General features: G+C 34.2%; 11 protein-coding genes and 1 pseudogene. 6 read left to right on the top strand and 6 right to left on the bottom strand.

The annotated features are described in order from the left end of the window. Nucleotides 1-860, bottom strand: an 860-nt coding sequence (locus ACP7AV_RS16290) for a hypothetical protein (RefSeq protein ID WP_426092853.1), incomplete at its 3' end; no start/stop codon positions are given. A 174-nt stretch (nt 861-1,034) separates the two neighbouring features. Here ACP7AV_RS16290 and ACP7AV_RS16285 point away from each other — a divergent pair. The 6 genes and pseudogenes from ACP7AV_RS16285 to ACP7AV_RS16260 all read left to right on the top strand — a co-directional run bounded on the left by ACP7AV_RS16285 (nt 1,035) and on the right by ACP7AV_RS16260 (nt 6,521). Then, a complete protein-coding gene (locus ACP7AV_RS16285) occupies nt 1,035-1,439 on the top strand; it encodes a helix-turn-helix domain-containing protein (RefSeq protein ID WP_426092852.1) in 405 nt (134 codons plus the stop codon). 139 nt (nt 1,440-1,578) lie between these two features. After that, nucleotides 1,579-1,836 carry a hypothetical protein gene (locus tag ACP7AV_RS16280; protein WP_426092851.1) on the top strand — a complete coding sequence of 86 codons (258 nt, stop codon included), beginning with the start codon at nt 1,579-1,581 and terminating at the stop codon, nt 1,834-1,836. A 677-nt stretch (nt 1,837-2,513) separates the two neighbouring features. Next, a complete protein-coding gene (locus ACP7AV_RS16275) occupies nt 2,514-2,909 on the top strand; it encodes a plasmid mobilization protein (protein WP_426092850.1) in 396 nt (131 codons plus the stop codon). Continuing rightward, complete coding sequence (locus ACP7AV_RS16270; RefSeq protein ID WP_426092849.1) at nt 2,894-4,168, top strand: relaxase/mobilization nuclease domain-containing protein; 1,275 nt, start codon at nt 2,894-2,896, stop codon at nt 4,166-4,168. The genes ACP7AV_RS16275 and ACP7AV_RS16270 overlap by 16 nt, the downstream gene beginning before the upstream one ends. A 262-nt stretch (nt 4,169-4,430) precedes the next feature. After that, nucleotides 4,431-4,670 carry a hypothetical protein gene (locus ACP7AV_RS16265; RefSeq protein ID WP_426092848.1) on the top strand — a complete coding sequence of 80 codons (240 nt, stop codon included), beginning with the start codon at nt 4,431-4,433 and terminating at the stop codon, nt 4,668-4,670. 676 nt (nt 4,671-5,346) lie between these two features. Continuing rightward, nucleotides 5,347-6,521, top strand: a pseudogene (locus ACP7AV_RS16260) (IS3 family transposase). A gap of 750 nt (nt 6,522-7,271) precedes the next feature. Here ACP7AV_RS16260 and ACP7AV_RS16255 read toward each other — a convergent pair. Genes ACP7AV_RS16255 through ACP7AV_RS16235 form a run of 5 tightly spaced genes read right to left on the bottom strand, consistent with a single transcriptional unit; the run spans nt 7,272 to nt 16,011 of the window. Then, complete coding sequence (locus tag ACP7AV_RS16255) at nt 7,272-8,177, bottom strand: carbohydrate kinase family protein (RefSeq protein WP_426092847.1); 906 nt, start codon at nt 8,175-8,177, stop codon at nt 7,272-7,274. 23 nt (nt 8,178-8,200) lie between these two features. Beyond that, complete coding sequence (locus ACP7AV_RS16250) at nt 8,201-9,754, bottom strand: glycoside hydrolase domain-containing protein (RefSeq protein ID WP_426092846.1); 1,554 nt, start codon at nt 9,752-9,754, stop codon at nt 8,201-8,203. Nucleotides 9,755-9,775: 21 nt separating this feature from the next. Next, entirely contained in the window at nt 9,776-11,173 is a 1,398-nt protein-coding gene (locus ACP7AV_RS16245) for a DUF4960 domain-containing protein (RefSeq protein WP_426092845.1), read from the bottom strand. 20 nt (nt 11,174-11,193) lie between these two features. Further along, entirely contained in the window at nt 11,194-12,885 is a 1,692-nt protein-coding gene (locus ACP7AV_RS16240) for a RagB/SusD family nutrient uptake outer membrane protein (protein WP_426092844.1), read from the bottom strand. 21 nt (nt 12,886-12,906) lie between these two features. Beyond that, on the bottom strand, nt 12,907-16,011 hold the full coding sequence (locus ACP7AV_RS16235) for a SusC/RagA family TonB-linked outer membrane protein (RefSeq protein WP_426092843.1): 3,105 nt from the start codon (nt 16,009-16,011) through the stop codon (nt 12,907-12,909). Nucleotides 16,012-16,013: the final 2 nt, after the last annotated feature.

Here is a 16,013-nt window from a genome sequence, read left to right as displayed (position 1 = left end):
CTGAGAATTACATCCTCAGGTTTGTCATCAATTTGACATACTACATCGTGTTTTTCAAATAATCCTTTTTTTATCAATGTCTTTAATTCGTCAAACCGTTCTTCGATAAGACGATAGAGACTTTGTTCAGTAATTCCAACTGCTTCATACATTTCTTCTTTATAAATTTCCTCATCATCGGCGGTTGATTCTTTTACTTTTACAAACAAATCCGTAAGATAAAATTTGTTGTGGCTGTGCCTTACAAAGTATTTTTGAATATCAGGAATGTATTCTATAAGATTATTTATTCTTTCATCTAAACTTAGCAATGCAGATTTATTTCCCAAATAAAGTTCTTCCAAATATTCAAGATCATATTCAATCAATCTTGAATACGATGTAAAAACACTGTTTGAAGAACCTTCTGAAATCAGATTTTTGACATGAGACAGATGAAGATCGTGATCATGATGAAAATGGTCTTCAAACATATTAAACCTCTTCTTGTACTTCTTCCAATCCCTTTTAACGATAAGCGGATTTTCCAACTCTTTATTTTGGTAGATAATAGCTGAAGGCTGGCAGTAAAATTCAATAAACGGATGTCCTAAAGAAAATCTATGACGAAGCCTTTCAGAGTAAATTAAATAGACATCAATCTGATAGAGATTCCTAACTTTTTTTACCCATTTGTTCTGTTGTAGTTCTTGTGCATCTATATTTTTTTCGATATGGATAATAAGATATGAGAACACGAAAGAGGGCTGTCTGGTAAAAAACATCTGAATGACATCATCTTGATTAACCAATTGTCTTAGGATATTTTCTAAATATTCGTTTTCGAGTTTTGGAAATTTAAGTTTTTCTAGAGTTTTCATAATTTTGCTTTTTTAATTAATACTTATCCGAAAAATTGTATTTTTGTTTAAAACACACTGCAAGTAAACAATAGATTGTACCGTACCGAACTAATCGAAATTGTATCATACTAATTCAAGCTTGTATTTTACCGATCTGAAAAAAAATTAGAGAATTTTAAATATCTTTGAACTATGAGCACAGCAACAAAACCGAAACATATAGGCAGAAATATCAGCCGAATCAGAGAGCTTCGAGGAATGAAACAAGAAGCATTGGCTATTGCAATTGGTGTAAGCCAGCAATCAGTTTCTAATATTGAGGGAAGTGAAACTGTAGACGAAGAAAAATTAAAAGCAATTGCAGAAGTTTTAGGGGTTTCTGCTGAGGCGATAAAAAATTATAGCGATGATACAGTATTTAATATTATAGGTAATACATACCACGATAACGCTTCATCATTAAATTACAATTGCACTTTTAATCCTATTGACAAATTGATTGAAGCATATGACGAAAACAAAAAACTTTACGAACGTTTGGTTCAAGCCGAAAAAGATAAGGTTGAGTATTTTGAAAAATTATTGAAGGCTAAATAAACCTTTTATAAAAGATATAATTAATTCCAAAAAGAGACCTCACAAGTCTCTTTTTTGTTTGTAGAATAGAAAGTAAATCAAGTTTTATTAACGTAATATATTATTATTGTGCGTAAAATGAAAATCAAAAAATAAACCGATGGATAAAACTATTAAGCTAAGAGTTAAAAAAGAAATTGATAATAGCAGTGAGCTTAAAGTTTTGAAATTAAAAGGCACTCTAATTTCGAAAGGATATACTGAAATTATTCATATTGCTGATGAAAATACAGAGTATTATCTTAACTCATTTTCCACATCACCTGAGAATAAAAAAAAGGTTGAGCATTTTGTTTTAAACTATATTAAAGACCATAATCTTGCCGACACCATTTCGTTACTTCAAGAAAACAAATAAATGATTTTTGATTGCAGTAATTTTTTTCATATCATGTGCAAAAACCTTCCTGAAAACAGTCAGAATTTTGCACATTAATTAAAATCTATTCATTTGAAAAAGTACGCTCCCTTATTCAAGATCTAATAATTATTTTAGGAACATTTTCTTCTTTATTGGAATAAGGGAGCGTACACTTTCAAAGACCTCTGAAATAAGGATTCTTAGAGCTTTACAATCCCCCAAAGACCTTAAAAATATCCCGATAAAAATCACAAAAAGTACAACTAAGGTATTGGACATTCATCAACTGCGTGCCCATAATGTCACCGCTCATTCTTCGCAGTGCCACCCTTCGGGACTTATAGCACTCCGTTTGATGCATATCCAATTTTGTATTGCTTTCTTTTTTTTCTTTTTCTTTTGAAAAAATTTTTTGCAGTCTGGCTGAATCATAAACTAGCATTTCCTCCTATTTATCGAAGACATTTAATAGGTAAAAATTACCCATGATTGTTTATGTCAAACACTATCTTTAAATTAGCCTGTATCCTTTGAAAAGCTGAAAGATTGCAACGTTCCTGCAATCGGCAAGATGAACGGTTGTTAAACAACCGGATCTTGCTGCCCCACACTCGGAACTCGTGGGCAGTGACACTGATAAGACGAAAAGACTTTGAAAACAATGAAAATGATAGATGATGGAAGCAGAAAATTCAAACAGGACACGCATAATTGGGCTGCGCCTAACTCCCGAAGAATATGTAAAAATTGAGCGTAAATGGAAAGCCAGTACGTGCCGAAAATTAAGCGACTACGTGCGTAAGCATCTTTTCGATAAGTCAATTGTGACTACCTATCGAAACCAATCACTGGACGATTTTATGGAAGAAACAGTAGTAATCTGCAATGAGCTGAACGCTATTGGAAACAACATTAATCAGGCTGTAAAAAAACTACACACTTTGCAACATATTCCTGAATTCAGGAACTGGATAATTAGCTATGACCTGGATAAAAAAATCCTTTTCAACAAAGTAGAAGAAATCAAAAAACACATTCAAAAAATTACGGACAAATGGTTACAATCATAAAAACAAGCCATTCAATCCGCAGTATTTTTAACTACAATGAAAACAAAGTTAAGGCTGGTGTTGCCGAGTGCATCGCAGCAGGAAACTATCCTGTAAATGTGGACAAAATGAATGATACCTTAAAGCTAAGCCGTTTTATAAAACGGATGGAATTAAACGAAAATGCAAAACGGAACAGCGTACATATTTCCCTAAATTTTGACCCGTCAGAAAATCATTCAAAAGAAAAGCTAATAGCTATTGCCGACACTTATATGGAGAAAATCGGCTTCGGAAAACAACCTTATTTAGTATACCAACATCACGATGCAGGGCACCCTCATTTACATGTGGTAACCATAAATATTGAAAGGGATGGCAAGCGAATTGACCTGCATCATTTGGGGTTACGGAAATCTGAGCCAGCTCGTAAAGAAATTGAAGAACTGTTTGGACTCGTGAAAGCTGAGGGAAGAAAAAAGAAAGAGGAATTTGCATTGCAGCCTATTCCTGTTGGCAAGGTGCAGTATGGTCGAATTGAATCAAAGAAAGCCATATCCAACGTTTTGAATGCAGTCCTGAATCAATACAAGTATGCGAGCCTTCCCGAACTTAATGCAGTACTAAAGCAGTATAATGTAATGGCTGACCGCGGTAGCGAAAATTCAAAAATATTTTTGGCTAAAGGACTTGTGTATCGAATTCTGGACGAACAAGGCAAGCCAATTGGTGTTCCAATTAAAGCAAGTGATTTTTTTAGTAAACCAACTTTAAAATTTATAGAAGAAAAATTCAAACGCAATGAAATAAGAAGAATACCTGACAAAATACGGCTAAAAAATGCAATTGATATTGCATTACTAAAGGAGCGAACAATGTCAACAAACCAACTGGCAAAATGTTTGGAAAAAGAAGGAATTCATACTGTGTTTCGAAAAAGTACAGAAGGCTTGCTTTATGGTATTACCTATGTGGACCATAAAACCAAAAGTGTTTTTAATGGCAGTAGTTTGGGAAAAGAATATAGTGCAAAAGCTATTCAGGAACGTTGTGCATTAAAAGTTACTGGTGAGGAAAAAAGTAAAAAAATGAGTAAAAAAATGCCTTCCAAAGAATTACTAATTAATAACATGCAACAACAAAAAGACACACTTACTATTCCTGATTTAGTCAAACTATTAGATCAGTTGATTCAGGTAGAAAATTCTTCGGATTATTTGCCGAACCAACTGAAAAACAAAAGAAGGAAGAAAAAGAGATTAGGATCATCTAATAATTGAAAAGGTAATGTAGCCGTATAAACCCATTTCTTATTTTTAAAATTAATTAAATATCTTTCAATCAAAATTTAGACGCGGTCTTGCCCTAAATTCATTTTTACCCCTTTACATTAAATTGCTTTTTTCTATGTTTGTTGATTATTCATAACATATTTTACAACTACATTGCGATTTATGTTATTATTAGAAAATTATCAGATTGTGCCGACAGTGTAGGCACAATTCAAATGCTATAAAATCATAATAAAACTCACGAATTATAATGCCTACATTAAACTGGATCGGAAAAGAAAAAGTAATCAACCATCACCAAGACGTACCATACAAAATACTGGAACCTCAATATGGCTTTTCAGAGGGAGAACAACAATCCGAACCCAACAATAGAGGCAATAAAATCATTCACGGGGATAACCTCGAAGCATTAAAAAGTTTGCTCCCAGAATACGAAGGCAAAATGAATTGTATTTACATAGATCTGCCATACAAGACATGTAACTAAATTTGGGTGTACAATGACAATGTAAACCACCCAAAAATTAAAAAATAATTAGGTGAGATTGTGGGCAAAGTGGGAGAAGATTTAACACGTCATGATAAATGGTTGTGTATGATTTATCCTCGTCTAAAATTACTTAATAAATTACTTCACAGAGATGGTAATTTGGTCATCAGCTTAAGTTATTAATATGACTCAGCATTACGCATGAGTTTTGGATAGAAAAGTAAGTGAGGATATGTATAGCTGGTTATTATGATCACAAAACCCTCGAAGTAGTAACCACTTTTCATAAAAAATGCCACAGTATCTTTAAATTAATTTTCACTCTGATCCTCTTTTATGTTTCGAATTTGAAAGGATTCACCCTCGAGGATTTAGCTATTTTTGTAATCAAGCACGAACTGCAAATCGAAGCATTGGATTGTTCTTAAGATTGTTCTAATTTTAAATCAGTTACTAGCTTTTCCAATTCACTAATTTTCTGTTTCTGCCCTTTGTTATTGAATTTTCTTTTTTCGATAAGAAATTCGTTTTCCAATCTTTTTGCCATTAAAGGTTTTGACTGAACACTTATAGAATCTTTATCACTTGTGAGTATTACGATTAAAGAAAATAAACTGTGAACATGCTAACTTAGCCATCACAGAAAGTTAAGAAATAATCTTAATTTTAACCTATAAAACAAGTCCGCAAAGTTTATGACAAAGTTTTCAAAGAAAAAGCCGTCCAATTGAGTTATGAGAGAACCAACGTATCAGAACTGGCCAGAGAGCTGGGAGTAACAGCACCACAGTTGTACAAATGGCGCAAAGAGTTCGAGGAGTTTGGAGAGGGAAGTTTTCCTGGAAAAGGGAATTTAAAACTAAGTCCTGAACAAGAAAAAATTCACGAATTGGAGAAAAGACTCAAAGATGCCGAGTTAGAGCGTGATATATTAAAAAAAGCAATCGGCATTTTTTCCAAGAGCGGTCGATGATTTATAGTTTCATTAAAAACAATGAACAAGTATTCCCGATTGAAAAAATGTGCAAAGTTCTACAAGTGAGTAGTGGCAGTTATTACCGATGGAAAAAACAAACGATCACTGCAAGACAGCAACGAAAAATCACCATAAAAGAAAAGATAACATTGATTTATTTTGAATCCAAACAACGATACGGAAGTCCTAGAATAACATTAGAACTTTGGAGTATTGGTTATAAAATTTCAAGAATTACAGTAGCAAAATATATGAAACAGCTAGGCTTACGAAGTAAATTAAGCAAGAAATTCAAAGTAACAACCAACTCAAATCATAATTATTTAATCGTTGAAAATATATTAAACAGAGGGTTTATTGTAAAAACACCTTCAAAAGCTTGGGTTTCTGATATCACCTATATTTAAACCAAAGAGGGATTTGTATACCTGACAACTATTATGGATTTGTACGATAGAAAAATCATAGGTTGGAGTTTAAGCGATGGAATGAGTACAGATGAAACCTCGCTTAAGGCCTGGAAAATGGCGGTTAAAAACCGAAATATTGAGGAAGGTTTGATTTTTCATTCCGACAGAGGTGTTCAATATGCAAGCAAAAAGTTTGTAAATGTTCTTGATTCCTATAAAAAAATAACCCGTAGTATGAGCCGCAAAGGAAATTGTTGGGACAATGCAGTAGCGGAAAGCTTTTTTAAATCCTTGAAAACTGAATTGATTTATGGAAACAAACTGATTTCTAAAGAACAAATGAAACTGGAAATCTTTGAATACATTGAAATTTGGTACAATAGAAAAAGGAGACATTCTGCTTTGAATTATGCAACTATTGAAGAATTTAACAATCAAATTAATTACAAAAATGTAGCTTAACTTAATGTGCACCTTTTATTTGCATATCCAAAGACCAATCTATATTTTGATGAGTCTTCTCATTTTTAATATCTTTATTAAGTTGGACATACTAAGTTAAACTGGTTATCTGCTTACGAATAAATTTAATATTGTCATTGACTTTATTAAATGGATGACAGCATACTCAAAAGCTTCAAATCTTTTAAAAAAAGGTTCGAAAATTGTCCCGACAGGGTCACAAGAAAAAAGAAAAGCCTGCAAAGTACTAATTTTGCAGGCTTTTTTTAGTCCGATAAAATCGTCGATAGTTTTAATTGATTTAAGACCCCTTGTATTTTCTGAGTTTACGGTTCAAATCCTTTAAAGCATTAAATAAATTATATGTTTAATTTTTGAAAGCTATTGAATCTTTTCTTATTGGTTACAAAAAGAAAAGTACTGAGCTTCGCTCACAATTTTTATTATTAACCCACTGTTCTACTTTTTGTTAGTACATTCTCTAATTTCTAATTATTTCGGTTAATGCAGATTGAGAAAAGAATTACGTACAAGGAAATACAAAAAATAAGAATAGACAAACAATCTTTTCGTTAAAGTACCTCGTCATTATTTTAAGCTAACTTCTTAAATCGCTATATGTAATGGTCTATAAATAGTTTCATATAAATCGAAAAAAAGACCTCTCTTGATTTTCTAAATATTTTAATATATGAAAAAAAACCTTTAAACATTAATAGTTTAGCGGCATTTTAAAAATATTTCAAAGAACTATAGTTTTACCTTTAACATTAAATTTTCAATTTTAGAATATGAAATTACGGGATTGGCTCCAGGTGCCTCGGCAACTAATGCCCCTACAGCGCAAGCAAAATCAATTGCTATTTGTGGCGATTTCCCAGTTAATAAATTTGATAATAGGGCTGCCAAAAACGAATCTCCCGCTCCTACCGTATCTGAAACTTTAACAAGATAACCTTCATTTTCATAAATTTCCCCTTTCCATAATAATAAGGCCCCATGTTTTCCTTTAGTAACACAAATGGCAGTTGATTTGGTTTTTTCAGCAATAAAATACATGTTTTCTTCGAGACTTTCAAAAGGCGAATTCATTTCGGTAACTATTTCCGCCAATTCCTCATCGTTAAACTTAATAAAATTTGCAGAATGCATTAGCTGCTTTAAAACTTCGAAAGTATAGTGTGGTTTTCTTAAATTCACATCAAAAACCTTATATACATTCATCTTCAATAGTTCGTCCAGCGACTGTTTCGACACTTGATCTCTACAAACCAAACTTCCATAAATTAAAACATCTGCATCTGAAACTATATTCTTGGCAAAATCATTCAATACAATTTTATCCCACGCCGATGGATAGGCTATTTCATAACTCGCCGAACCGCGATCGTTTAAATTTACATTTACTAATCCAGTTCGAAAATTTACTGACTGCATAATTGCTCTTGTTTCAAGCCCCAGGCTTTTCACTTGATTGATAATCGCCTCTCCATCTTTATCATTTCCTATGCAGCTAATCATGGCGACGTCACAACCTAACGTTTTCATGCGTAAAGCGACGTTTAGTGGCGCACCACCAATCTGTTTTTCATTGTCAAAAACATCCCAGAGTACCTCTCCGTATGCAACTGCCTTGAGCTTATATCCATTATTCATTCTAAAAATATTTTATATTAATATTATTCCGGTTGTGTAACCCGAAGATTAGAAACGGTACTATTTTGTCCTTCAGCTATTAAACCCCATTTATTCCTGTCCCTTCCGTAAATACGGTTTGTTAACGCCACTTTTCCATTAACGTAAAATACAAGAACACTTCCTTCTGTAATTATCTCAACATCATACTTTATATCTTTCAGCAACTGAAACGGCATTCGAGTCACTTCTTTTGAAGCCGAATCGTAACCAATGATTTTACCTTTCACAATATCAAAAACAATCTTATAATAGCTTCCTAAATCATTAGTGTAAAAAACAAATCCAGTAGTACCATTTGCTGTTCCTAAAGTAACATCCGTTTTAATTTTTGCTTTTCTTCCTATAGTTTTAAATGTAACCAGTGCTTGATCTGTTGTACCAGATAAAGAATAATTTCCAGAGGTCGTTGTTACATTTCCTAAAGTCGCATCAACCTCGACAGCTATCTCTTTTGAAAACAAATCTTTTACTTTTTGCGGCGACTTGGTTCCCAAAGTTCCATCAGAATTTTGTATCAATTCATGAATGACCATATTTCCTGCCCAATCTTTATTACCTAAATCATTCTCAGGTGTTTTTCTAGCATTCCATCCAAAAACATACCTTTTATTTCCGTCTGAAGCTGTTTTTCCAGCATAAAAATATTCCCCGTCAATCATATCATTTTCTGGCTTTGTCCAAGGACCGTTAATCGACGTGGCCATTCGATAGTGTGTTCCCTTATTACTGCTCCAGTTTTCAGAGAACATCAAATACCAATGATTTCCCATTTTGAAGATATCAGCACATTCCATCATCAAGTAATTTTCTTGCGGTGTTGTCGTATAGATTGGCGTTTGAACAGCCCATTTTCCCAAAGCTGGATCTGCACTTGTAAAATGTAATAAAACAGCTTTTCTATCTGCATTTGTTTGAGTACTCACCAACATCGAATACTTTTTCAGGTCTTCGTTATAAAATACATGCGGATCTCTAAAATCATAATTATAATATCCCGCCGGCGCTGTAATTTTAAACGAAGGAACTTTTGTCCAGTTTTTTAAATCAGTACTTGTAGCACACAACACACTTTCTCTGGCGTTTGATTGAACAAAAGCAGGTATGTTATTGTGTCCAGTATAATAAAAATAATAAATAGTACCCACTTTCACAACGGATCCTGTACCAACGGCAAAATCAGGATCAGTAGTTTTTCCGTAGGGTATCGTTTGACCTTCATAAGTGAAATGAGCCAAATCTGTACTTAAGTATTCATGAATATCATGAAATCCTTTTCCGGCCGGCTTATTTTGTGCATCATGAAGAAAGTAAATATGGAATTTTCCGTTATCGAAAAATGGCATTATATCGCCTGTATATCCCGCGCTGTAATAAGGATCGTTTGCTCCGATCCATTGGGATGGTGGCACAGGAAAAATACTTATTATCTCAGAATTGCCTCCTGAAATAGAGCCTCCAATGTAAGTATCATCTTGACTGCATGAAGCGAGTGAAAAGAAGATGGAAACGATCATTATTATATTTCTATATATCATTTTTATTGAATTCTAATTAAATTAATTTTTTGCCAAATAATTGATACTGTTTTGTGTCAAAAGTTTAATGTTTGTAATAAACTCATTAGCCTGACTTGGCACTCCGCTACTATTAGTTTCATTGTACCAATCGTAAGCTCCCATCGAAATCACAATCACATTTTTATCCGTTCCCGTATTTGGAAATTCGGCAATGGTTACTCTTCCATTAAGCGCATTATCCCAAGCCTCACTGGCTAAATTTATTCCTCCGGTTTGGTCTCTCCATCCTTCACCGTTTACATAACCTCCCCATTCCGGTATAAACCACCACGCAGTATGATTTTGTCTAAAAGTTCCGCTTTGTAACAAATTAGCTTTTCCAGTTTCGTAAGTCAACAATCCCTGAAATATTGGGTGATCTTCATGACCTACAAAAGACATCCCCCATGAATTCCCGTCTACAAATCCGTTAGGAGCAAAATCGCCAAAAACATTATTAGGTCCTTTTCCAGATGGAACAATTCCCAAGGCATCAACATACTGCGAGGCAAAAGAAGTTAAAAGTAAATTTCCTCCATTAGTTCTAAAATTTTTAAAAGCTGTTGTTACTGCAGGATTATAAGCTATGGATGGTAAATTAGCCGCCGAATCAAAATGCCACCAAATTACATCTAAATCACTCAAATCAGCACCATTTAAAACGCTATCAAATGATATATATTTAGCTCCGGTAAAAGTTAAGAAGAACCATTCTGCAACTGTAATTTCATCTTTGTTAACAATTTCAGCCCTTGTTGCTGCAGTACCTAAAAAGGCAACAACTAGACCTGTAACAGGCACTGCAACAGTAGCTGTATAATTAACACTTTTTCCGTTAGATGTTACCTCAAAAGTTACCGGATTACTAAAGTCGATAGTTGCTCCTGATGCTGGCGAAACAGCAACTCCTTCGGTTAATTCAATTGTAGGCTTAAGGGCTTTTAAATTTGTGCCTTCAGGTAATGTCATCGTAATGGTTTTATTTACATCGTTAATAATCGCAGAAACGCCATTGATTTTAAAGCTCTTAAATGGACTTAGAACTACCGTTGTTACAGTATAATCTTTATATAAATTACCATTTATTACTCTAAACTTTACTGAATTTGCAAAGTTAATTGAAGTGTTAAAATTTACGTTTGAAATGGCTCCTGACTGTAAAACAACCTCTGGCGCTGCGGCACTAATATCCGATCCATAAGGCATCGTTACACTAATTTTTCCTGTTTTCTGATCAATTTCACCTGCTATTCCTTTTACCTTAAAAGAAGTAACATTAGATGGGGAATTCACCTCAAAACCGTCATTTATGAAACTATCTTCGCAGGCAGAAATCATAATGACCATCGCCAATATAATTAACATTTTGGCCCAATATTTATTTATAAGTTTTCTCATAGTGCTTTTCTTAAAATAGATTAATAACCTGGATTTTGTTTGTATAGTCCTTGGCTGAAATTGATCTGTTTCAACGGAATTGGGCAATACTCTTCCTTATGTGCATCAAAAAAAGCATCTTGATAATAGCTGCGTTTTGTTTTTTCTTTATCATAAAACGCATTCATAACTTCATCAGTTACACCCCAGCGAACCAAGTCAAAAAAGCGACTTCCTTCCATAGCCAATTCTAAACGGCGTTCCCAGCGCAATGCTTTTCGAGCAAAATCTTTTGTCCAATTGCTGTTAACTCCATCTACATAAGTATTGATTTTAAAGTTGCTCACATACGGAAGCCTTCCTGTACTTTGAGCTGCTCTAGCTCTGATTTCATTTATTAACGGTAAAGCTTCGGCTTGTCTTCCTAATTCAATCAAAGCTTCGGCGCGCATTAAAATCACATCGGCATAACGAATTTGGATTCTGTTTTTTGAATTTCCATAAAAGGGATCAATATTCACCACACAGCTGCAGCTTGGCGCTACATTTTCCTTTAAAGAAGCAAAATAGCCATAAGTTCCCGGAGATCTTACCCATGCTTCAACATATAAAAACTCTGGATCGTATTTGTATGGCAAACCTGGCATTGCAACTGTATGATACAATCTCGGATCAACAGTATTGGCATCTATATTTTTATAATCAAAATCCTGATTGTTATAAGTATCGAATTCTGGCAAGCCGTTAGTACCTGTTTTAAATGCATTTACTAGGTTTTGACTTGGCTTATGAAAATCGCAGCACCCTAATCCTTGAGGAGTAGAAAGAACATCCGAAAAATTTAACCTTCCGTATAAAGTTCCATCATTATCTGAAAATTGAATAGAGAAAATAGATTCTGAACCGTTTTCAAAAGTTCCTGGCAAAAAGTTATTAGCAAAATCAGGTTCCAAAGATGCTTTTCCAATTACTTTATCTGTTGCAGTAATTACTTCTTGAAGATGCTGCTGATTGATTCCTGTAACGGCAAACGTTTCGTCTTGGGTATAAGCCTGATATAACCGTGTTTTGGCTAAGTAAGCATAAGCCGCTTTTTGGGTAGCACGACCGACTTGTGGCTGTATTTCCGGTAAATCATCGGCAGCAGCCTGAAAATCTCCTGCAATTTTATCCCAAAGTGCTTCGTTTGAAAGTGCTTTATTTGAGATGGTGTTATACGCTTCTACCGGAATATCTTCTGTTATGTAAGGAACATCTCTGAACATAATTTTCAGCATAAAATAAAAATGTCCTCTTAAAAAACGCATTTCCGCAATACGTGTTTTTTTTAACGGATAATCGGTTTCAGAAATTTGTTCCAATGCTTTCAAAGCTTTATTGGCTCTTGAAACTCCAACATAACTGATGTACCAAAAATTGTCTAATTCACCAAAATCTGGTCTGATATTATTAGAGACTTCAAAAAAGTGAAAATCCTGAAGATCATTAGTTCCGCTACCACCTTTGTAAGCATCATCAGAACGAACATTTCCGAAAGGCCACAAACTATATGGTGAATCGTAATGGTCATTGCCTAATTGTGCGTAGGCTGCATTCATAAATCCTTCTACTGATTCTGGTGTTACAATATCATCTTCCGATAATACGCCACGAGGTTCATTTTCCAGAAAATCGGAACAGGAAGAAATGATTCCCAGCATTAAAAATCCTGCTATATATAGTATCTTTTTCATGTTTTTTAATTTAAAATTTTGTTATAATGTAAAATTAAGACCGGCCGTAAAAGTGGTTGGCTGTGGATATCCAAATCCAGCATTTTCAGGATCTACACCAGTGAAATTTTTAGCATTAATGATCAATAAATTTTGTCCGCTGATGTAAAATCTAAAACTTTCCAAACTTAATCTCTTCAATACATCTTTTGGTAAACTGTATCCAAATTGCAATACACGTAGTTTAAGGTAGTTTCCATTTTCTACATAATAAGTTGAAAATCTAGATTCTGCATTTTTGTCTACTGTCGTTAAAGCCGGAATAGTTGAATTTTGATTATTTAAAGACCAGGCATTCAATAAACGGGTTCCTTTGTTAGATCCTACATCATCCACACTCCAGAAATCAGTTTGGTATTTGGTATTATTAATTACATCAACATCACTAGCTCCTTCCCAGAAAGTAGTGAAATCGAAATTTTTATATTCTAATCCTAAATTAAACCCGAAAAGCAATCCAGGATTTGGATTTCCTATCCAGGTGCGATCTTTATCATTGATAATTCCGTCACCGTTTAAATCTTTGTAACGAATTCTTCCAAGGCCTTTTCCTTCTTGATTGGCCGAGTTATCAACTTGGTCCTGACTTCTAAACAATCCGTCAGCTACGTAACCATACATGGAGTTAATTGGGCGTCCTAAAATGTTATCGTTTAATCCGTCTCCTCCATAATTGTTTATTACCTCGTCTGGCAATTCTGTAATCTTGTTTTGGTTTGCCGAAATATTTGCTGAAATATCATATTTTAATCCAAATGAAGTTTCATCGTGATATCCTAACGTAAATTCCCATCCTTCATTTTCCATCGAAGCACCGTTTACCCAACGATTTCCTCCTTCGCCAATTACACCTAAATAAGCTGGCAAAACCAAAATATCTTCTGTTTTTTTAATATAGTAATCGACTGAACCACTCAGTTTTTGATCGAATAATCCAAAATCCAAACCGATGTTAGTTTGTGTTGACGTTTCCCATTTCAAATCATCATTACCAGATTGTGTTGCGATAAAACCTGATGGCAGCAATCCGTTTCCGTTTCCTGCAATGTCGTAAGCAGTACCATAAGAAGTTGCCCAAGTTGGACTTCCGCCAGCATAACTTGCTAAATACAGACTGTATACTGCTGTATTACTAATTTCTTGATTTCCAGTTTGTCCCCATCCTGCACGCAATTTTAAATCTGAAAAAACAGAAGCGTTATTTTTGATAAAATTTTCATTGCTGATTCTCCATCCCGCAGAAACCGCTGGAAAAGTTCCGAATTGATTGTTTTTACCAAAACGGGAAGAACCATCACGACGAATTGTAGCCGAAACTAAATACCGATTGTCAAACTCATAATCGGCTTTTCCAAAATAAGAAAGCAATGAATATCCCGTCGAAGTTCCGCTGGTAAACGATTCTCCTGTTCCTGCATCTGGATACATATAATCAGGCGTTTCGATCAAAAAGTCATTTTTACGCAAAGTAGTTGTGTCGTAAATATCTTTGTACATTTCAGTTCCAGCCATCAAATTCAAATTGCTTTTTCCGAGATTTAAACTATAAATTGCAGTATTAGTCCACGTCCATTTATCGCTCACCGATTGGTCAATAGTAACCGATGATTGATCATTTTGCAAATAACCTGACTGGTAACTTCTTTGTAAAGTGCGTTTTTTATAAGAACTATAATCAATACCAAAACTACTTTTGATATGCAAGTTTTTGATGATCTCTAAATCGGCATACATATTTCCGAAAAGACGTAAATAATCGTATTTATTATCCTTATTATATTCTAAAAGACGAACCGGATTTTGTCTGTCATTCATTCCCCCAACTGGTCCGCCCCAGCCTTTTCCGTCAACGGTATGTCCCGGAATAATTGGCAAGGCACGAAGTGCCGGATCTAGAACTCCGGGATCAGTAATTTCCTTTGTACGATTGAAGCTGAAATTTTCTCCAATAACTAATTTGCCATCAAAATATTTATACGAACTATTCATTCTGGCAGAAATTCTTTCAAAATCAGTTGTTTTTACAACCCCTTCATTTCCATAATATCCCAATGAAAAAACATAATTCCCTTTTTCAGAGGCATTTGAAACTGATAAATCATACGAATTTGCTATTCCTGTTTGTGAAATCGCATCGTACCAATCTGTATTAGACGCTCTTATTGTTTGCTCTGAATCTAAATATTCAGGAACCAAAACTTTGTTTAACTGCGGTTTGTTATTGTTTACTGACCAATCAAATTGATAACTTAAGTTATTATTGTTTGGATTTAGTCCGTCATTAATATTCGCTTGCCATAAAGCCTGACCAAATTGATTGGCATTCATAACATTAAGCTTTCTTGAATAATCAGAAAAAGAGGAATAGGCACTGAAGTTGATTCTCATTTTACCTGCTTTTCCTTTTTTTGTTGTAATAATAATAACCCCGTTTGAAGCGCGAGAACCATAAATACTGGCTGATGAAGCATCTTTTAAAACCTGAATTGTTTCAATATCATTCGGATTCAATTCATGCATTCCTGATTTTGTTGGCATACCATCAATTACATAAAGAGGATCGGTATTATTCAAGGTTCCCACTCCCCGAATCACCACTTTTGTGTTTGCTCCACTTGGAGAACCATCCGATGAAACTTTAACCCCAGCAATTCTTCCCTGTAATGCTTTAATAGGATTAGGTTCTGGCTGTTTCATAACATCCTTCATATCTACAACAGCAACAGCACCTGTAATATCACCTTTCTTTTGTTTAGAGTATCCTGTTACAACAACTTCATTTAGTTTATTATCATCTACTTGTAATGTTATATTGATTACTTTTTGATTTCTAACTAAAATAGATTGTGGAGCAAATCCGATATAAGAAACCACAATAGTAGCATCAAGATTTATTTTTTGGAAAGAAAAATTTCCGTCAAAATCGGTAATGGTACTGGTATTAGTTCCTGAGATAAGTACAGTTGCTCCTGGTAATGGCATTCCATCATCAGACGAAATTACCGTTCCTTTAATCCCTCCTTCCTGCGCTGTCATAATCAACATTGGAAAGAAGAGAAATAGAAAATAAATAATTTTACTTTTCATAG

Origin of the sequence: Flavobacterium sp. DSR3-2 (assembly GCF_049896525.1) — a bacterium.
Classification (GTDB): Bacteria; Bacteroidota; Bacteroidia; order Flavobacteriales; family Flavobacteriaceae; genus Flavobacterium.
This window is presented reverse-complemented; position numbering and strand designations above follow the sequence as displayed.